The following is a 19,665-nucleotide window of genomic DNA, read 5'->3' on the forward strand; positions in this document are numbered from 1 at the left end:
GCACTGACTCTGACTTAAAACGCCCCAATTGGGCTGAGGGATCCCCAGAAACATCATTAATACACCATTATGATGTTTCGATAGGCCCTCGCCATATCGGCATATACCCTGTCGGGGTTCATCCCCGACAGGAGTCCCGGCGACTGCCGGATGACATTTTCACTCAAAGTCAGATACGACAGCACCCTGCGTGATTTCTCACTGCTCGCCTGAAACCATCTGTTTATTCCTTTACTTTCAAGGTAATAACCAGTCATCCACATAATGATGCTGTAGAGCGTGGCGATCAGGCAAAGCACCGATATCCGCTTTTCTCCCCGGCTTTTGCTTGCCCGTAGTCCCAGACCATAACGTTCACTTTTCTCATCCCTGAAGTTCTGCTCTATTTGCATACGGCGACTGTAAATTTTAACTATCCCGCGTGGCTTATATCCCATTAGGCTGGTAAAAAGCAGCCACGGTTCACGCGCGTTTTTACGGTACATCCTGTCTGTTTTGGGGTAATGCTGGCTGCTTTTCCTGCCCGTCGCCCGCTTATGCACGGTGTAGAAATGTCCCTGACAGTCACGACTGGCGTTGCGTGCCAGACGCCCGAACCCCAGATAGCGCGCCGTTGTTGATGACACAATATCCCGCGCCATCTGCCACTCTTCATCCCCTACGACCTGAAAATAGAGGCTGCCCCTGATTCGCCCGACAAAGTCCCAGCCCAGAGAGCGGATGTGGTGAAACCAGCCGCTGCGAAAGCCTGCATCGGTCACGATAATGACCTGCTTATCTTTGCCGATGGCGGCAGCCATCTGATCGAGAAAGGCATTTTGTACGGCAGAGTTGTGCTGGTAGCGGGAGAAAATGACCTTACTCATCAGAGGGATAGCTCTACCATCACACAATAAGCTTGCCCTCAAAACACTGAGCTCTGATGAAGGATAGCCACTCCAGTCCACGGCAATGACACAAACTGAAAGGCTGTGTGTGAGGCGGGATACAAGCTGTTGATAGACGGCGGGAATATCACTGAACATCAGGTCACTGTTGAGGTGCCGGTCAACACGCTTAATCTTGTGCTTAACACGTGCGGGGCCTGGCAGGTATCTGCCGATGCTGGTAAGAGAAAGCGAGGCACCACGCGTCAGGGCCACGGTCATATCGAGCAGGGCGTTTTTACGGTACTGATGAATGGAGTTCAGGGACTGGCTGAAAAATTTATGGCAAACTTGTGAAACAGGCATAGAGGAGTGACCTTACTTTTTGGTGGAACACTAAGTAGATCACAACCTTCTATGCCTGTCTTTATTTATGGGGAACCGTCAGCCCTTGAGGGGCGTTTTTTCTGTCCGTGTGACGTTACGGCAACGGGTCAACCTTCAGGCAAGAAACCGCATGACGGAAACTGCCTTCCAATACCGGGCGCGTTTTGGCGCATTCCGGCCCAACGACCGGGCAGCGGGTGCAAAATACACAGCCTACCGGCGGGTTTATCGGTGAGGGTAAATCACCGTCCAGCAGTTGGATCTGCTTATTGCGCTCTTTATCCGGGTCAGGAATGGGCACGGCTGACATCAAGGCGCGCGTGTAGGGGTGCATTGGATTATGGTAGAGCTCATCATAGGTACCAAGCTCCACCGCATGACCCAAATACATCACCAGCACGCGATCGGAGATATGTTTCACCACCGACAGGTCGTGGGCGATAAAAATCAGCGATAACCCCATTTCACGCTGCAACTGCTGTAGCAGGTTGACCACCTGAGCCTGAATCGACACATCCAGTGCAGAAACCGGCTCATCACAGATAACCAGCTTCGGCTCAAGAATCAGTGCGCGGGCGATACCAATACGCTGGCACTGCCCCCCCGAAAACTCATGGGGATAGCGGTTGATAAGGTTTGGCAACAGACCGACTTTCATCATCATCGCTTTAACGCGATCTTTCACTTCCTGACGCGGCATCTGCGGGTGATAGGTTTTCAACGGCTCGGCAATGATTTCACCAATGGTCATACGCGGGTTAAGCGACGCCAGCGGGTCCTGGAAAATCATCTGGATATCGCTGCGTACATCACGCCATTGTGTATCACTCATGCCAAGCAGGTCTTTGCCAAGCCAGCTAATACGACCGCTGCTCGCTTTCACCAAACCAATAATGGCACGGGCAAGCGTTGATTTACCGCAGCCTGACTCCCCGACTACACCTAAGGTTTCACCTTCATACAGCCGTAACGTGACGCCATCGACCGCTTTGAGTTTCTTCGCCGGTTGCCAGAACCACTGCTTGTCATCGCGAATATCAAAGTGAACTTTCAGCTCGTCCACTTCCAGCAATACTTTCTTGTTTTCCAGCTCACTCATACTAATTCCCCCACGCTTCGGAAACAGGCACGCAAACGCCCTTCGCCAAACGGCGTCAACTCAGGCGACTGCTGACAGCCATCCTGGGCATAAGGGCAGCGCGGCTGGAAGGGGCAACCTTTCGGTAAGCGCAACAGGTTAGGCGGGTTGCCGGCAATCGTTGCCAGCGCCTCATTTTCCTCATCCAAACGAGGAACTGCTTTTAACAGGCCAATAGAGTAAGGATGCGTCGGCTCATAGAAAATCTCACGGGCGCTGCCGTACTCCATGGTGCGCCCGGCATACATCACCAGCACTTTATCGCAGATGCCAGCCACTACGCCCAGATCATGGGTAATCATGATAATCGACGTGTTAAACTCGCGTTTCAGCTCGTTGAGCAGCGTCATTATCTGGGCTTGCACCGTCACATCCAGCGCCGTGGTCGGTTCGTCGGCGATCAACAGTTTAGGGCGGCATAACAGCGCCATCGCTATCATCACTCGCTGACGCATCCCACCCGAAAACTCATGCGGGAACATACGCATACGCTTTCTGGCTTCAGGCATTTTGACGGCATCCAGCATACGAACAGACTCGTCGAAGGCTTCGCTCTTGCCCAGCTTTTTGTGCAGCATCAGCACTTCCATCAACTGCTCGCCAACGCGCATGTACGGGTTGAGCGATGTCATTGGGTCCTGAAAAATCATGGCTATCTCTTCTGCACGCAGGCGGTTAAGCTCCCGCTCCGGCAGATTGAGAATCTCGCGGCCATTAAAACGCGCAGAACCGCCAATGCGGCCATTTGACGCCAGTAACCCCATCAGAGCAAAAGCCGTCTGAGATTTACCGGAGCCTGACTCCCCTACGATGCCGAGGGTTTCACCCGCCATCAGTGAGAAATTCAGGTCATTAACAGCGGTGACATCACCATCCGGTGTGCCGAAGGTGACGCGCAAATCTTTCACACTGAGCAGCGCTTCACGGTGTTGTGACGAATTCATCATGATATGAAGCGTCTCCTTAGCGATCTTTCGGGTCGAGGGCATCACGCAAGCCATCGCCGATAAAGTTAAAACAAAACAGCGTAATCACCAGAAAACCGGCAGGATAAAGCAGTAACCACGGCGCAACTTCCATTGAGTTAGCGCCGTCATTAAGCAGTGCGCCCCAACTACTGAGAGGCTCCTGAGTCCCCAGACCAAGAAAGCTCAGGAAGGATTCAAACAGAATCATGCTCGGCACCAGCAACGAGGCATACACCACGACCACGCCCAATACGTTAGGCACGATGTGACGCAGAACGATATTGCGGCTAGAAACACCGCACACCAGAGCGGCTTCAATAAACTCTTTACGTTTTAAGCTCAACGTCTGACCACGCACGATACGTGCCATATCGAGCCACGACACCATGCCGATAGCCACGAAGATCAGCAGGATATTCTGGCCAAACACGGTCACGAGTAGAATCACAAAGAACATGAACGGGAAGGAATTGAGGATTTCCAGCAAGCGCATCATCACCGAATCGGCCTTACCGCCGAGATAGCCAGACGCAGCGCCGTACAGTGTTCCGACAATCACAGCGACCAAGGCGGCGGCCACGCCAACCATCAGCGAAATTCGCCCGCCAATCGCCACGCGCACCAGCAGGTCACGGCCAGAGGAGTCGGTACCAAAGTAGTGTTTTGAGGCCATATCCGGCGCACTGGACATCATATTCCAGTCGGTATCGGCATAATTAAACGCTGCAAGCATCGGGCCTAGGATCACGAACAGCGTAATCAATGCCAGTACGAACAGGCTCGCCAGCGCAGCGCGGTTGTGCATAAAGCGGCGGCGCGCATCCTGCCATAGGCTGCGCCCTTCCACCTCGAGTTTTTCGCTGAAACTGTCCACCGCTTCGCGGTTACGTTTATTCAACAACATGGGTGTCTTACCTTAGTAACGGATCTTCGGATCGATGACCGCATACAGCACATCGATGACCGCATTAAATACAATGGTCAACGCGCCAACCAGAATGGTCAGACTCAGCACTAATGAATAATCGCGGTTAAGCGCACCATTCACAAACAGCTGACCGATACCGGGCAAACCAAAGATGGTTTCAATCACCATAGAGCCGGTAATAATCCCTACAAACGCAGGGCCCATGTAAGAAATCACCGGCAGTAGAGTCGGTTTCAATGCGTGGCGCAAAATAATGCGACGCAGCGGCAACCCTTTCGCCCGGGCGGTACGAATAAAGTTGGAATGCAAGACTTCTATCATAGAGCCGCGCGTAATACGGGCGATACTGGCGATATAAGACAGCGATAATGCCACCATCGGTAAAATGATGTACTGCGGCGCACCGCCGTTCCAGCCACCACCGGGCAACCAGCGCAACGTAATGGCAAAGACCAGCACCAATAGCGGCGCGACCACAAAGCTTGGGATAACGACCCCCGTCATCGCAAATCCCATGACGGTATAGTCCCACTTACTGTTCTGATTCAGTGCGGCGACGACACCGGATGTGACGCCCAGCACAATCGCCAGCAAAAACGCAGCGGCACCCAACTTGGCCGAGACCGGGAACGCCCGCGCAACCAAATCATTTACCGAGTAATCTTTGTACTTGAAAGACGGCCCAAAATCGCCTTGCATCAGTTGCAACATGTAGCTGCCATACTGCTTAATCATCGGATCATTAAGATGATACTTGGCTTCAATATTCGCCATAACTTCAGGCGGGAGCGTTCGTTCTCCCGTAAACGGACTTCCCGGAGCCAACCTCATCATGAAAAACGAAATCGTGATCAAGATGAACAGGGTCGGGATTGCTTCCAGGCAACGACGAAAAATAAATTTTAACATTGACCTTACCTATCAAACCGGTCTGAGATGTTCTCTTCTATTATTTATCAAACAATGGTTTATCAAAAAAATAATGACCATTTATTAAACAGACAACCGGGCCGCACACTGTCGTGCGGCCCGGCCATTGATTAATTAATGCTTGATAATATAGAGATTTTTAACGTTGATATTATCCAACGGGTCTTTACCTGTCAGGCCGCCGACATACGGCTTAACCAGACGAGTGTTCGCATAATAATAAACCGGAACCACCGCTGCATCTTTCTCTAACAGCTGTTCAGCTTCTTTGTATGCCGCAGCACGCTCATCCTCTGTTTTGGCCGCCAATGCTTTCGCCATCAGCTTGTCAAAGTCAGCACTCTTATAATGAGACGTGTTGCTGCTGCTGTTAGAAATCATGATGTTAAGGAAGGTGCTGGGTTCGTTATAGTCAGCACACCAGCCCGCACGTGCGACATCATACGTTCCCTGATGACGGCTATCCAGGAAGGTTTTCCATTCCTGGTTCTCCAGTTTGGCTTCAACACCAATGTTGTTTTTCCAAATAGAAGAAGCCGCGATCGCCAGTTTTTTATGCAGATCGGAGGTGTTATACAGCAGGTTAAACGTCAGCGGTTTCTCTGCGGTGAAGCCGGCTTCAGCCAGTAATTTTTTCGCCTCAGCATTGCGCTTCTCACGTGACCAGCTCACCCACTCAGGCGGTGTCAGTTTGCCATCCAATCCATCAATATAAGGCGGAGTAAAACCAAATGCTGGCGTATCGCCCTGACCTTTCACTTTATTAACCAGAATGTCCTGATCCAGGCCGAGAACCAGCGCCTGACGAACGCGAGGATCGGTAAATGGTGCTTTCTGATCGTTAATTTCGTAGTAATACGTACACAGGTACGGATCGGCTTTCACTTCACCTGGAATTTCTTTCTTCAGCTTCTGGAACAGTTCGATAGGCAGATTGTTATAGGTCATGTCTATCTCACCGCTACGGTAGCGGTTCACATCGGTTACTTCAGAAGAGATGGGCAGATACGTGACTTTATTGATGACGGTATTGGCGTTATCCCAATAGTTCGGGTTGCGCTCAAGAACAATCTTCTCGTTGACGATCCACTCTTTCAGCTTATAAGCCCCGTTACCGACCCAGTTCGCCGGCTGCGTCCATTTTTCGCCGAACTGCTCAACCACTTTTTTGTTTACCGGGAACGTCGAAGGATGCACTAACAGTTTATAGAAGTAAGGAACCGGCTCGCTCAGGGTCACTTCGAGGGTGTTGTCATCAATTGCTTTCACACCGAGCGTATCCGGTGTTTTTTTACCGGCGACAACATCATCAATATTCAGGATATGGCCGAATTGCAGGTAGCTTGCATAAGGGGATGCCGTTTTCGGATCAGACACACGCTGCCAACTGTAAACGAAGTCCTTGGCAGTGACCGGATCGCCGTTGGACCATTTGGCATTTTTACGCAAATGGAATGTCCAGACTTTAAAGTCTTTATTATCCCAGCTTTCAGCCACACCAGGCGCCGGATGGCCGTCCGGGCTGATAACTAACAAACCTTCGAGCAGGTCACGAGAAATATTGGACTCGGGCACGCCTTCAATTTTATGCGGGTCTAACGAGGCCACTTCTGAGCCATTGTTGCGAACCAGCTCTTGTTTTTCTGCCAACTGAACACCGGCCGGTACGTTTGCAGACCAGGCGGAAACACTGGCTGACGCTGTGATAGCAGCGAGAATACTGATAGCCAGTCTTTTTTTAATTGTGTTGTTTACCATTATTTACCTTGCTCCTGTTTTACTGTTATCGCACCCAGTCAGGCACATAACTTTATTCGTACGCGTCAAACGAACAGACACCCTCGCCACCAGAGGAACGGTTCTGGCGATGTCGGTCGATGAATCGCGGCAAAACGGTTTATGCAGGGAACCTACTGTCTATATTCGAAAAACCGACATATCAAGCAGGTTCATGCCTATGTGCTGAGGAGATCTACTGAGCTCAAAACTCACCGCAGATAAAACCCACACATTCAGGCAACCCAAAAACCGCCGTTGTCCTGTCCCGGACCCGGCAGCTTTAGCCATTTCCTCTCCTCCCTGATGCCACGTTATTTCATTCTGCAACTATCTGAATAAGCTTCTAATAAATTTAACTTATCCATAACAGCGAGAGAAAATAACGTGATGCCGAACGTATCAGAAGAATCCGGCTTCGCCAATAGATTTTATAGCCTGTTACTTAAATTTCTTTTCCCGCCCATAACACCAGAAAATAACCATAATAAAAAGATGGATATAAAAACATCGCTAACGGGTTCTTTCGTGGTCAAATCGCCATATGACAGAGAATTGTCCAATAGGATACGAGTATGGAAGAATTAACCGTAACCACGCCCAATAAGCACGCGATAAAACACTTCTTAGGCAAAGTGATGATTTTGTCATCATCAATGCCCGTGGTGTGAATAAATTCACAGCGTCTCCGCTAATGGCGCTTATCAATCCTGGGCAATTAGACACTGCCACCGCATTAGCTTATCTAAGGCATAAATAGAACAATAAAAAAAAGTTATACCAAACGACAAACATAAATAATTCTCACTGATGCCGCGTATGCCCATCTCGCATAACAGCATCAGAAGAATAGCAGGCAGGGATAAAAAGAAGTGTAGTCAGCCTCGCCGTTACATCAAGCCAGGGAACAACGTGCGGATGCCATTGACAATAAATTCGATCCCAAGCGACATCAGCAATAACCCCATGATACGGGTTACAACGTTGATTCCCGTCTGCCCGAGCAATCGAACCAGGGCTGGCGCAATACGAAACAGCAGCCAGCAGCAAAACGCAAACACCGCAATAGCCGCAGACAATCCCAGTAAATTCTGCCAGCCGTGATAGCGTGAACTCCACACAATGGTTGAGCTGATAGCCCCTGGCCCTGCCATCAGTGGCAGCGCTAATGGCACCACACCGATACTCTCGCGATTTGCGGTCTCCGTTTTTTCCTGCTTATTCTGTTTATCCTCACCCAATTTGCCGCTTATCATCGACATCGCGATGGTCACAATCAAAATGCCGCCAGCAATACGAAAGGAGTCGATGGAAATACCAAATAGCCGCAGGATACTGTCGCCAAGAAACAGGGCGACCCACAAAATAATCACGACCGATAGATTGGCCGTCAGATTGGTTTTCGCCCTCCCCTCATTCCCCTGGTAATTCGTCATGCTAATGAAAATGGGCAAAATACCGACCGGGTTTATCAGCGCAAATAATCCGACAAAAAACTTAATGTAACCGGACAAATCAAGAACGGGTTGAATCACATATCCCCCTAAAATTATGGTCAACCGATGTCAGCGACCGATGCCTGATACTTTCCTTGTTAACGTGACACGGGTTTTCCCTACCAATACATCGGTATCGCGCTTCACAGCATGCCGAACCGCGATGACAGTGCCATGACCGGCAATCGTGCGGTTATCAGCACATGCGTTATCGACACATTAATCGTGCTGCTATCGACAATAGTGCAGTTATCGACACATTCTCGTCGCGCTTCGCCACTAATTGGTGATTTATTTGTTACAAATGAATAAAACTCGGTAGATATCATCACCAATAGCGATGCTGAATGGAGTCAGCATTGAGTTTTATAGAGGCTGATCACAAAAAAAGCCTCAGCAAAGGCGTATTCTGCGGACATATCAGGAAAGACAGCGAACTGGCAAGGTTTTGTTATTAAAAATAGGTTATCAGGCCATTGAGAAACTAAAGTTTCCGATTTTAGCGTCTGATCTTCATTAAACCGAGCCTTTTGAGTCAATGGAAATTAAGCAGGCAGGCCAACAATGCCACTGCCATCAAATGGACAGCCGTTATCTATACTGTCTATTCACCGGACTGACCATTGACTGAAAAAGCTTAACATTACAGGAGAGCATTATGGCCGTAACAAACGTTGCTGAACTTAACGCTTTGGTCGCGCGCGTTAAAAAAGCGCAGCAAGAATTTGCCAATTTTAATCAGGAACAAGTCGATCGCATCTTCCGCGCCGCCGCACTGGCCGCAGCAGATGCCCGCATTCCATTGGCGAAAATGGCCGTGGCCGAGTCCGGCATGGGGATCATCGAAGACAAAGTCATCAAAAATCACTTTGCTTCTGAATACATCTATAACGCATACAAAGATGAGCAGACCTGCGGTGTCCTGTCCGTTGATGATACCTTCGGCACCATCACTATCGCGGAACCGATTGGTATTATCTGTGGCATCGTGCCGACCACCAACCCAACCTCAACCGCTATCTTCAAGGCACTGATCAGCCTGAAAACCCGTAATGGCATCATTTTCTCCCCCCACCCGCGTGCGAAAAATGCCACCAACAAAGCAGCGGATATCGTATTGCAGGCCGCGATTGCCGCTGGTGCGCCAAAAGACATTATCGGCTGGATTGATGAGCCTTCTGTTGAGCTCTCTAACCAATTAATGCACCACCCTGACATCAACCTGATTCTGGCAACAGGCGGGCCAGGCATGGTGAAAGCCGCGTACAGTTCTGGGAAACCGGCTATTGGCGTTGGTGCGGGCAACACACCGGTCGTGGTAGATGAAACGGCAGATATTAAACGCGCGGTCGCATCCATTTTGATGTCTAAAACCTTCGATAACGGCGTTATCTGTGCATCAGAACAGTCTGTTATCGTTGTTGATGAAATTTATGATGCAGTACGCGAGCGTTTCTCCACACATGGCGGCTACCTGCTGAAAGGAAAAGAGCTTCAGGCGGTTCAGTCCATCATTCTGAAAAATGGCGCGTTGAATGCCGCGATTGTGGGGCAACCCGCGATTAAGATTGCAGAGATGGCGGGCATTCATGTTCCTGCCAGCACCAAAGTGCTCATTGGTGAAGTCGTTAATGCCGATGAGTCAGAGCCTTTCGCTCATGAAAAACTCTCGCCAACGCTTGCGATGTATCGGGCCAAAGATTTTGAAGATGCGGTCAGCAAAGCCGAGAAATTGGTTGCCATGGGCGGCATTGGCCACACCTCTTGTTTGTACACCGACCAGGATAACCAGCCGCACCGCGTCAACCATTTCGGCGACAAGATGAAGACTGCGCGCATCCTTATCAACACCCCGGCGTCTCAGGGCGGGATCGGCGATTTGTACAACTTTAAACTGGCGCCGTCACTGACACTGGGTTGCGGATCATGGGGAGGCAACTCTATCTCCGAAAACGTAGGGCCTAAACATCTGATCAACCGCAAAACTGTGGCTAAACGAGCAGAAAACATGCTGTGGCACAAACTTCCGAAATCCATCTATTTCCGTCGTGGTTCACTGCCCATCGCGCTGGATGAAGTGGCAACCGACGGTGCAAAACGCGCCTTTATCGTTACAGACCGGTTCCTGTTTAACAATGGCTATGTTGACCAGATCACCTCCGTGCTGAAACAACACGGCCTGGACACCGACGTCTTCTTTGAAGTCGAAGCCGACCCGACGCTCAGTATTGTGCGCAAGGGTGCAGAGCAGATGAATGCCTTCAAGCCGGATGTCATCATCGCATTGGGTGGCGGTTCACCGATGGATGCCGCGAAGATCATGTGGGTTATGTATGAGCACCCTGATACCCACTTCGAAGAACTGGCGTTACGCTTTATGGATATCCGTAAACGTATTCATAAATTCCCGAAAATGGGCGTGAAAGCGAAGCTTATCGCGGTGACGACAACGTCAGGAACCGGCTCTGAAGTCACGCCATTTGCCGTTGTTACCGATGATGCTACCGGGCAGAAATATCCGCTGGCAGACTATGCTCTGACCCCAGATATGGCGATTGTCGATGCCAATCTGGTCATGAATATGCCCAAGTCCTTGTGCGCCTTTGGCGGCCTGGATGCGGTCACTCACGCGCTGGAAGCCTATGTTTCCGTGCTGGCGAACGAATACTCTGATGGTCAGGCGCTTCAGGCATTGAAGCTGCTAAAAGAGAATTTGCCGACCAGTTATCGTGAAGGCGCTAAAAACCCGGTAGCCCGTGAGCGCGTTCACAATGCCGCTACCATTGCCGGTATTGCCTTTGCCAACGCCTTCCTTGGGGTGTGTCACTCCATGGCGCATAAATTAGGCTCTGAGTTCCATATACCTCATGGGCTAGCGAATGCGTTACTCATCAGCAACGTTATCCGTTACAACGCTAATGATAACCCAACCAAGCAAACAGCGTTCAGCCAGTATGATCGCCCACAGGCTCGCCGTCGTTACGCAGAAGTGGCCGACCATTTGGGTCTGGGCGCACCGGGCGATCGCACCGCGCAGAAAATTGAAAAACTGCTGGCGTGGCTTGACGAGATTAAGAAAGATTTGGGCATTCCGGCGTCTATCCGCGAAGCCGGTGTTCAGGAAGCTGACTTCCTCGCACGTGTGGATAAGCTGTCTGAAGATGCCTTTGACGACCAGTGCACCGGTGCTAACCCACGTTATCCATTGATTGCCGAACTCAAACAAATCCTGTTGGATTCGTTCTATGGCCGCCCATTTGTAGAGCACCCGGTCAGTGAGGCAAAAACGGATGCGGCTGTAACCAGCGCGCCGGTGAAAAGTGAGAAAAAAGAAAAGAAAGCCGTTAATTAATAACCGCTAATTGAGACAACACGCCAAAAGCCCGGTGGTTCACACCGGGCTTTTTTTATTCCCTCAGGGCACGCGATTTCACATCGATGATGTGAAAACCTTCCTGGCCAACGACTCCGCGTATGCGTTTCATGCCATCATCATCCGAGAAAATAGCGGTATCTCACCCCTGCATCCTTACAACATTTCCAGATACCGCAAGACGCTCTAAAACCTACGACAACCACGTTTTCTCACCGCACCCTGCCCCAGTACAGCCGGGGCAGGAAAATGCCTAACAACACGTTTTGGGCTGTGCTCCTGGGCATGCGATAACGCGGGCCTTTCCGCTGCGTTCAGGCACCCATCACTTACTTCGCACCATAACTAATAAGCGATAGTAAATATTCAACGAATATCGGCCCAGCCACTCTTTAGCAAATAAATCACCCAATAAAACGCCCATCAGTCATCACCACGGATTAACCATCATGGGGCAGTTTCCCTGCTGACTGTTGCCAAACACAAAAATCATGTCAGGTCATAGATAAATTATTCTGATTCTGTACGGGTCAAACCGAGCGCAAGTTTATAATGCTTACGACACACCGAAACATAACGTTCATTACCACCAATAACGACCTGCTCACCTTCAATCATCGGCTTACCATGCGCATCGACGCGTAAAACGTGATTAGCCTTTCGACCGCAATGACACACTGTTTTCAACTCAACCAGTTTATCCGCCCAGGCTAATAAATAATGACTGCCACTAAACAATTCCCCCTGGAAATCGGTTCGCAGACCATAGCACAATACTGGAATGTCTAATTGATCGACAACGTCACATAATGCGCTCACCTGCTCACGAGTCAGAAACTGACTTTCATCAATTAACACGCAATGAATAGTTTGCTTGCGATGCGCTTGCTCCAGTTCAAGAAATAAATCAGTGTGTTCATTAAACAATAAAGCAGGTGATGACAAACCAATTCGAGAACTAACAACGCCAGTACACCCGGTTCGGTTATCTATTTCAGCCGTGAATACTACCGTCTTCATCCCTCGCTCCTGATAGTTATATGAAGACTGTAGTAATGCGGTGGATTTCCCTGCATTCATCGCAGAATAATAAAAGTAAAGCTGTGCCATAGCGCCTCATCGACGGCTTTTGCCGACCCGTTATCATTAAATTTATTGTAACATAGCGAGATAAGGTGACGAAGATTAAACGCTGAAGATGCTGTGGACATTTCATATCATGAAACACTTTATGACGTTACTATATAAAAAATCACCACGCCCTTTGCAGACAACGGCAGTAACGTTCAAGCGTGATTATTTGTTTGACGGTATGTGCTAAGAGAATGTATTAGCAGCCTTGTTCAAATCTTATATTGGTTCGACGTTAGCCTGCGCCCTTTTAATTTGCGAAATTTTAACAACCTGACAATTTTCCCTATTGCAGAAAATAAAACCGCACTCTATTATCTCTATACTGTGACCGATTATATTTATTCTGAGATTAATACAATGAGCGAAGCACTTAAGATTCTAAACAACATCCGTACTCTGCGCGCCCAGGCAAGAGAATGCACCCTGGAAACGCTGGAAGAAATGCTGGAAAAACTGGAAGTCGTGGTGAATGAACGCCGCGAAGAAGAAAGCCAGGCACAGGCGGAAATCGAAGAGCGCACGCGTAAATTACAGCAATACCGCGATATGTTAATTGCTGACGGTATTGACCCTAACGAACTGCTGCAGTCCGTTGGCTCAAGCAAAGTTGTGGGTAAAGCGAAACGTGCCGCTCGCCCTGCGAAATATCAATACACTGACGAAAACGGCGAAGTCAAAACGTGGACCGGCCAAGGCCGCACCCCTGCCGTTATCAAGAAAGCAATTGATGAACAGGGTAAAACGCTGGACGATTTCCTGCTCTAATATCCGCTTAGTGATACATAAAAAAACACCCCTTGAAGGGGTGTTTTTTTATCTTTATCAGTTGTCAGAGACATACCAGATAAAAATATTCCCCATGCTTATTCATCAATGATGGTAAGCACAGGGAAATCAATTAATGAGCGTCTTGCTCCACAGCTTGTTTCAGCCACTGAGTAAAATCACCGCCTAATGCGTCATGACGAAGACCGTATTCCACAAATGCAGCCATATACCCCAGTTTATTACCACAATCGTGACTGATGCCTTTCAAGTGATATGCTTCAACGGTCTGCGTATCCATTAGCATCGCAATCGCATCCGTTAACTGAATTTCATTTCCTGCACCCGGCTGCGTTTTCTTCAGCAGTTCCCAGATTTCAGCCGATAACACATAACGACCAACGACAGCCAAATTAGACGGCGCTTCAGACGCTTTGGGTTTTTCAACCACACCAACCATTGGCGCACTGTCGCCCGGTTTTAATTCAACGCCTTTGCAATCCACAACGCCATAACTGCTGACATTTTCAACCGGCTCAACCATTATCTGACTATGGCCCGTGCCATAAAAACGCTGCAACATCTCGCTTAAATTGTCTTTCTTCAGATCTGATTCATATTCATCAATAATGACGTCCGGCAAAATAACCGCAACCGGTTCATCACCGACTAATGGATGCGCACACAGCACCGCATGGCCTAATCCTTTTGCCAGCCCTTGGCGCACCTGCATAATCGTCACATGCTCAGGACAAATAGCCTGCACTTCTTTCAATAACTGGCGCTGAACGCGTTTTTCCAGCATCGCTTCCAGTTCGAAACTGGTATCAAAATGGTTTTCAATAGAATTTTTAGAGGAGTGTGTAACTAAAATAATCTCATTGATACCCGCAGCAATACATTCATTCACCACATATTGAATGAGCGGCTTATCAACCAACGGCAGCATTTCTTTAGGAATAGCTTTAGTAGCCGGCAACATGCGAGTTCCCAATCCAGCAACCGGGATAACCGCTTTTTTTACTTTTTTATTAACAGTTGACATAAACAACCTCGTATATATCGTTCAAATAATGAGCTTTATTTGTCCGGTGCATAAAACGGCGAAAGTATATCAGGTTCAATACAAGATGCGCGCCCAATCTGAAAAGCAGGTTTAGAACCATCGGCTACATACTAGGGAATAAAAAATAATAACGATAGCGCTCTCCAACCGGAAATAGGAGAAACAGCCCGCTATCGGATTAGTCTGTAGAAAGCATCAGCCTTAAGCGGCCGCCTTGACCCCAAACCAGGCACTCCCACGCCCCACACTGCTCGCTAAGTTGATTAAGATAAGCGGTTTCCATCGTGCCTAGCGGTACACCACTGTTGAGCTCCACATGCTGACCATGTGTCATGAGCGTCGCATTCAGCCCTGCGGACATCAGAATAAGCCGTTTCAGCTCACGATGATAATACCCTACCAGCAGCGGGAAACGCCCCTGAAGATTGGCCCGCCGTAGCAACTGATTGACTTGGTTAAGCAGCACCGGCAATTCAGGCAAACGCTGTTGCTGATGCACTAAATGCTCCTGCAACAAGCTATTAAACAGCGAACGTAACAACAGGGCAGCCAGTACACCGTGGTTATTACTGGCCTGTGTCACATCAAGGCAATAAAACGCCAGTTCATCATCCGAAAGCGCTGCACTGTCTAGCACCAGGCCGGGCTTATCCGCAGCAGTAAGCTGGCGGTAATTGAGGCGACACTGCGCGAGCGTCTGTTGAACCGGAGGCTGTAGCTGGGCAAGCAGTGTCAGCGCGGCGCCAGGAGTCCGATTCAACGCGTCCAGATCTTGCATGAGTTGCTCAACTTCATCGGCTACCGAAGCAAACATCGTTGGATACAGGCAAGCCATGATAGATTCTCGCAAGCGGGAGTAATCATGAATCGGTTTAAGCAGCACATCCTGCACACCAAGACGCAATATTCTCGCAATATCAGCCAGTTGATTTGTTGCAGACACCACGAGCACCGGGGTGATGGCATCCTGCAAACGTAATCGCTCGACAAACTCAAACCCGCCCATCATCGGCATATTCAGATCGCAGATGATCAAATCCGGTGGCCGCTGGGCCATTCTCGCCAGCCCCTCTTTGCCGTTATCCGCCTCACAGATGGTTGCCCCCAGCGACACCAGATAACCGGTCAGCACGGAACGGAAAACAGCGTCATCCTCAACAATCAAAATATGTTTTTCCGCCAGTGGCTTCGCCATTAGTGACCCCTTGTCCGGCTTTTCGTCATGTGTTGACGTATGCAAAATAAACAACCACGCTATACACCTCTATTGATCTGCGCCATCAAGAGATCGTGTTGTTTCTCAACGGCTAACCTGCCTGCGCTTATGGCTTCACGCGCGCGATGAAAATCCAGCGTCGCAATTTGCGGGCAATAAGGCTGAATCAATACATCGGGAGGATCGCCTGCCATACGACTCATCTTCAAGCGATTCTCCAATATTTGTATGGAGGTGCTCATTATCTCCATCGCAGTTGGTGCGACGCTGGCTGGTTGAAAATGGTGAGACAAACGTTCTCTGATGCGTCGCCGCCAGCCATGAGACGACAGCAGGCTCTCTGGCGGAGGTAACGGTTTGGCGGATAACAAGTCATGATGTTGCAAACTGGCATCGTGCTGTAAATCTACCGCAATAACAATATCTGCTCCCATTGCCCGTGTCAGCGACACCGGTACAGGATTCACCACCGCACCATCAACCAGCCAATAACCATCAAATTCAACGGGTGCAAACAAACCGGGCATGCTGCATGAAGCACGAATAGCCAGATGCAAATCACCTTGCGTCAACCACAGTTCACGGCCGGTACTCAGATTGGTTGCGACAGCCCCATACTTGATAGCACACTCTTCAATATGTTGCGTACGTAGCAAATGCTTTACATGATTAAAAATACGATCTCCGCGCAGTAGCCCTCCCCGACGCCAGGAAAAATCCATCAGTCGGATGACATCCCAATAGCTAAATCCATTAACCCAGCGGGTCATGCTCTCTAACCGGTGCGTCGCGTAAGCCGCCCCCACTAACGCACCCACGGAGCACCCCGCTACGATATCAGGCACAATACCGCGCTCCGCCAGCGCATTCAGCACGCCGATATGCGCCCATCCTTTGGCTGCGCCGGAGCCTAATGCCAGACCGATTCTCATCTTCCGCATTTGCTCACCCCCTGTTCTTTACATTCTAGGCCCGCCTGACGCTTTTGCACTCAGGCCGTGCAGTTATTGCGACATCTCAACGCGATTAGGTAACATAACGCACCTTTTATCGATGGCGCTCCGGGCCATTATCCCTATTTGCTCGTTTTACAGGAGAGATTGTGTCCGAATATTGCCCATGCGGTAGCGGCCAGCCTTACACTTCGTGCTGCCAACCCTATCTGCGTCGTGACATTAACGCCGCATGCCCGGATCTACTGATGCGTTCACGTTACACGGCTTACGTCTTGCAGGATGTAGACTACCTGATAGGCACCTGGCACCCGAATTGCCATGCAGAAAACTGGCGCGATGAGATAGCCGCAAGCTGTACCGAGACACATTGGCTTGGCCTGAATGTTCTGGCTGTCACGCCAGGGAAAACGGCGGATGAAGGTTATGTAGAATTCGCCGCCAGTTATCACAATGCGTCATCACCGGCACAGCCTGTGTTGATGAGAGAGCGTTCACGCTTCCTTCGTCATCACGATCGCTGGTACTATGTGGACGGCGTTCACCTGCAAACCGGCAGGAATGATGCTTGTCCCTGTGGTTCCGGCAAAAAATACAAAAAATGCTGCGGACACTAGCACCCTAACAATGAACGCGGCGCTCACTTCGCCGCGTTACGGCAACATCTGATTTATGTTTTGGACAGGATCCCAAACCCCATGCAATCCCAGACTATCCAACGAAAAATTTTACGGACAATCTGCCCTGACGCTAAAGGGCTTATCGCCAAGATAACCAACATTTGCTACAAGCACGAATTGAACATTGTTCAAAATTCCGAATACGTTGATCACCGCACCGGGCGCTTTTTTATGCGCAACAGAGTTGGAAGGTATCTTTAACGACACCACTCTGCTGGCCGATCTGGATGGTGCGTTGCCGGAAGGTGCGATACGAGAACTGAGCAGCGCCGGACGGCGGCGAGTGGTCATTCTGGTGACGAAAGAAGCGCATTGCCTGGGCGATTTGCTGATGAAAAGCACTTATGGCGGGCTCGATGTCGAAATTGCCGCCGTCATTGGCAACCACGATACCCTGCAAACGCTGGTTGAGCGTTTTGATATTCCGTTCCATCTTGTCAGCCATGAAGGTATGACGCGCGAAGAGCACGATCTGAAAATGATCGCGCAAATTAATCAATATCAGCCTGACTACGTTGTCCTGGCAAAATACATGCGTGTGCTGACACCCGCATTCGTCCAGCACTACCCGAACCGGGTTATCAACATCCATCACTCCTTCCTGCCCGCCTTTATTGGCGCACGTCCTTATCATCAGGCGTATGAGCGTGGGGTGAAAATTATCGGGGCAACGGCGCACTACGTGAACGATAACCTGGATGAAGGCCCGATTATCATGCAGGACGTGATTAATGTTGACCACACCTACACCGCAGACGACATGATGCGCGCCGGTCGCGATGTGGAAAAAAATGTCCTGAGCCGCGCGCTTTACCATGTTCTGGCGCAGCGTGTTTTTGTCTACGGCAACCGCACGATTATTTTACGCTAACTGCCTGCATTGATGTGGTTTTCGCCGCTTTTAGCCTGCAATAGCAGCGAGCGGCGCAAAAAAACGGCAAACAAGCGCGTTTTTGTTTTTTCTGTCTTTACAGTGGCGTGTCATTTGATATGATGCGCCCGCTTTCGCAAGAAAGCGTAACAGGCCAGTGGTGGGGTTCCCGAGCGGCCAAAGGGAGCAGACTGTAAATCTGCCGTCACAGACTTCGAAGGTTCGAATCCTTCCCCCACCACCACTTCTAATGCCTCAGCAAATCACGCTATACAACATCCACCAAAAAAAATCAAACCCGCTATCCAGCTGAAAATTCTTATGTATACCTAACTGCACGACGTAACCGTGTTATTTTTACCGCACGACGGATATCCGTGACACCCGATCCGCTAGGCATCGCTGCTGTCATGCCATGACGCCAAGGCATTCGGCGTCATGGCGGCGAGAATGAGAGAACGAGAGAAACGATTGACTGGGGCGATGTTTCGCGATTACTCCTTCCAGCGCCCAGGCATGTAACTGAATACCGGTAATTGCCATGACCAGAAGATTGCCGCCAGTCGCACGGAAAGCCCGACTGAAAAAGCGATTAACTGATTCAGGTCGTGGTTGACATCCAGCGCACGCAGCCCCAGATAAATCAATGCAACCAGCAGTGACACGCAGGCATACAGCTCTTTGCGTAACACCATCGGCGTACGATTACAGAATATATCGCGCAATATACCGCCAAAAATACCGGTCGTAATACCCGCCATGACCACCACCGTAGGCGAATAGGCAAGTTCCAGCGCCACTTTGCAGCCAATGATGGTAAAGGCCACCAGCCCCATGGCATCCAGTACCAAAAACAACCGATGAAGATGGTGCATGACTCGCGCGGCCAGCACAGCCAGTAACCCCGCGCCAATAGTGAGGTAGATATAAACGGGATGTTGTGTCCAGACGATAGGGTAATTACCTAGCATAATATCGCGTACAGTTCCCCCGCCCAGCGCGGTAATAAACGCGATCATCGAGACACCGAAAATGTCCATATTACGGCGGCCAGCCGCCAATGCGCCGGACATGCCTTCAGCGGTAATAGCAATCAAATAGATATAGGTCAGCACACA

At 49.8% G+C, this 19,665-nt stretch carries 15 protein-coding genes, 1 tRNA gene and 1 pseudogene; 5 read left to right on the forward strand and 12 right to left on the reverse strand.

Annotation, left to right across the window (positions count from 1 at the left end; genetic code table 11):
- Positions 1-56: 56 nt before the first annotated feature.
- From O1Q98_RS02070 to O1Q98_RS02100, 7 genes are all read right to left on the reverse strand, one after another.
- The gene (locus tag O1Q98_RS02070) at positions 57-1,232 is read right to left on the reverse strand and encodes an IS4 family transposase (protein ID WP_125261332.1); all 1,176 of its coding nucleotides are present in this window, start codon (positions 1,230-1,232) and stop codon (positions 57-59) included.
- Between the two features lie 115 nt (positions 1,233-1,347).
- A complete protein-coding gene (gene oppF / locus O1Q98_RS02075) occupies positions 1,348-2,352 on the reverse strand; it encodes a murein tripeptide/oligopeptide ABC transporter ATP binding protein OppF (protein WP_125259582.1) in 1,005 nt (334 codons plus the stop codon).
- Entirely contained in the window at positions 2,349-3,338 is a 990-nt protein-coding gene (gene oppD, locus O1Q98_RS02080; protein ID WP_125259583.1) for an ABC transporter ATP-binding protein, read from the reverse strand. Before oppD ends, oppF begins: the two co-directional genes overlap by 4 nt.
- 16 nt (positions 3,339-3,354) lie before the next feature.
- Positions 3,355-4,263, reverse strand: coding sequence for an oligopeptide ABC transporter permease OppC (gene oppC / locus O1Q98_RS02085; protein ID WP_125259584.1), 909 nt, complete (start codon positions 4,261-4,263; stop codon positions 3,355-3,357).
- Between the two features lie 12 nt (positions 4,264-4,275).
- A complete protein-coding gene (gene oppB / locus O1Q98_RS02090; RefSeq protein ID WP_125259585.1) occupies positions 4,276-5,196 on the reverse strand; it encodes an oligopeptide ABC transporter permease OppB in 921 nt (306 codons plus the stop codon).
- A 135-nt stretch (positions 5,197-5,331) separates the two neighbouring features.
- The gene (gene oppA / locus O1Q98_RS02095) at positions 5,332-6,975 is read right to left on the reverse strand and encodes an oligopeptide ABC transporter substrate-binding protein OppA (protein WP_125259586.1); all 1,644 of its coding nucleotides are present in this window, start codon (positions 6,973-6,975) and stop codon (positions 5,332-5,334) included.
- A 908-nt stretch (positions 6,976-7,883) separates the two neighbouring features.
- Complete coding sequence (locus O1Q98_RS02100) at positions 7,884-8,528, reverse strand: YchE family NAAT transporter (RefSeq protein ID WP_125259587.1); 645 nt, start codon at positions 8,526-8,528, stop codon at positions 7,884-7,886.
- Positions 8,529-9,147: 619 nt separating this feature from the next.
- Here O1Q98_RS02100 and adhE point away from each other — a divergent pair.
- Complete coding sequence (adhE, locus tag O1Q98_RS02105) at positions 9,148-11,841, forward strand: bifunctional acetaldehyde-CoA/alcohol dehydrogenase (RefSeq protein WP_125259588.1); 2,694 nt, start codon at positions 9,148-9,150, stop codon at positions 11,839-11,841.
- Positions 11,842-12,372: 531 nt separating this feature from the next.
- Here the strand turns inward: adhE and O1Q98_RS02110 are convergent.
- Positions 12,373-12,972 (reverse strand): thymidine kinase, encoded by a 600-nt coding sequence (locus O1Q98_RS02110; RefSeq protein WP_125259589.1) that lies wholly within the window; start codon positions 12,970-12,972, stop codon positions 12,373-12,375.
- Positions 12,973-13,353: 381 nt separating this feature from the next.
- On the opposite strand from O1Q98_RS02110, the gene hns reads away from it, so the two are divergent.
- Complete coding sequence (gene hns / locus O1Q98_RS02115; protein ID WP_125259655.1) at positions 13,354-13,761, forward strand: histone-like nucleoid-structuring protein H-NS; 408 nt, start codon at positions 13,354-13,356, stop codon at positions 13,759-13,761.
- A gap of 133 nt (positions 13,762-13,894) precedes the next feature.
- Here hns and galU read toward each other — a convergent pair whose 3' ends face one another.
- The 3 genes from galU to rssA all read right to left on the reverse strand — a co-directional run bounded on the left by galU (position 13,895) and on the right by rssA (position 16,984).
- Positions 13,895-14,806 (reverse strand): UTP--glucose-1-phosphate uridylyltransferase GalU, encoded by a 912-nt coding sequence (gene galU / locus O1Q98_RS02120; RefSeq protein ID WP_125259590.1) that lies wholly within the window; start codon positions 14,804-14,806, stop codon positions 13,895-13,897.
- A 199-nt stretch (positions 14,807-15,005) separates the two neighbouring features.
- Entirely contained in the window at positions 15,006-16,022 is a 1,017-nt protein-coding gene (gene rssB, locus O1Q98_RS02125; RefSeq protein WP_125259591.1) for a two-component system response regulator RssB, read from the reverse strand.
- Positions 16,023-16,081: 59 nt separating this feature from the next.
- Positions 16,082-16,984: a patatin-like phospholipase RssA gene (rssA, locus tag O1Q98_RS02130; RefSeq protein WP_125259592.1), complete on the reverse strand. Its 903-nt coding sequence runs from the start codon at positions 16,982-16,984 to the stop codon at positions 16,082-16,084.
- A gap of 161 nt (positions 16,985-17,145) precedes the next feature.
- On the opposite strand from rssA, the gene O1Q98_RS02135 reads away from it, so the two are divergent.
- From O1Q98_RS02135 to O1Q98_RS02145, 3 genes and pseudogenes are all read left to right on the forward strand, one after another.
- A complete protein-coding gene (locus O1Q98_RS02135) occupies positions 17,146-17,613 on the forward strand; it encodes a YchJ family protein (RefSeq protein WP_125259593.1) in 468 nt (155 codons plus the stop codon).
- Positions 17,614-17,694: 81 nt separating this feature from the next.
- Positions 17,695-18,547: pseudogene (gene purU, locus O1Q98_RS02140) on the forward strand (formyltetrahydrofolate deformylase).
- A gap of 159 nt (positions 18,548-18,706) precedes the next feature.
- Positions 18,707-18,791: transfer RNA gene (locus tag O1Q98_RS02145), tRNA-Tyr, on the forward strand.
- 250 nt (positions 18,792-19,041) lie between these two features.
- Here O1Q98_RS02145 and O1Q98_RS02150 read toward each other — a convergent pair.
- Entirely contained in the window at positions 19,042-19,662 is a 621-nt protein-coding gene (locus O1Q98_RS02150; protein WP_125259595.1) for a trimeric intracellular cation channel family protein, read from the reverse strand.
- Positions 19,663-19,665: the final 3 nt, after the last annotated feature.

It is taken from the genome of Dickeya lacustris, assembly GCF_029635795.1.
Lineage (GTDB): Bacteria > Pseudomonadota > Gammaproteobacteria > Enterobacterales > Enterobacteriaceae > Dickeya > Dickeya lacustris.

What these genes read in the sequence shown, in the direction of transcription:
- rssA (WP_125259592.1), bottom strand. Translation starts at nt 16,984, where the DNA reads ATGCGGAAGATGAGAATCGGTCTGGCATTAGGCTCCGGCGCAGCCAAA.
- adhE (WP_125259588.1), top strand. Translation starts at nt 9,148, where the DNA reads ATGGCCGTAACAAACGTTGCTGAACTTAACGCTTTGGTCGCGCGCGTT.
- O1Q98_RS02110 (WP_125259589.1), bottom strand. Translation starts at nt 12,972, where the DNA reads ATGGCACAGCTTTACTTTTATTATTCTGCGATGAATGCAGGGAAATCC.
- oppB (WP_125259585.1), bottom strand. Translation starts at nt 5,196, where the DNA reads ATGTTAAAATTTATTTTTCGTCGTTGCCTGGAAGCAATCCCGACCCTG.
- oppA (WP_125259586.1), bottom strand. Translation starts at nt 6,975, where the DNA reads ATGGTAAACAACACAATTAAAAAAAGACTGGCTATCAGTATTCTCGCT.
- rssB (WP_125259591.1), bottom strand. Translation starts at nt 16,022, where the DNA reads ATGGCGAAGCCACTGGCGGAAAAACATATTTTGATTGTTGAGGATGAC.
- oppD (WP_125259583.1), bottom strand. Translation starts at nt 3,338, where the DNA reads ATGATGAATTCGTCACAACACCGTGAAGCGCTGCTCAGTGTGAAAGAT.
- oppC (WP_125259584.1), bottom strand. Translation starts at nt 4,263, where the DNA reads ATGTTGTTGAATAAACGTAACCGCGAAGCGGTGGACAGTTTCAGCGAA.
- hns (WP_125259655.1), top strand. Translation starts at nt 13,354, where the DNA reads ATGAGCGAAGCACTTAAGATTCTAAACAACATCCGTACTCTGCGCGCC.
- galU (WP_125259590.1), bottom strand. Translation starts at nt 14,806, where the DNA reads ATGTCAACTGTTAATAAAAAAGTAAAAAAAGCGGTTATCCCGGTTGCT.
- O1Q98_RS02070 (WP_125261332.1), bottom strand. Translation starts at nt 1,232, where the DNA reads ATGCCTGTTTCACAAGTTTGCCATAAATTTTTCAGCCAGTCCCTGAAC.
- oppF (WP_125259582.1), bottom strand. Translation starts at nt 2,352, where the DNA reads ATGAGTGAGCTGGAAAACAAGAAAGTATTGCTGGAAGTGGACGAGCTG.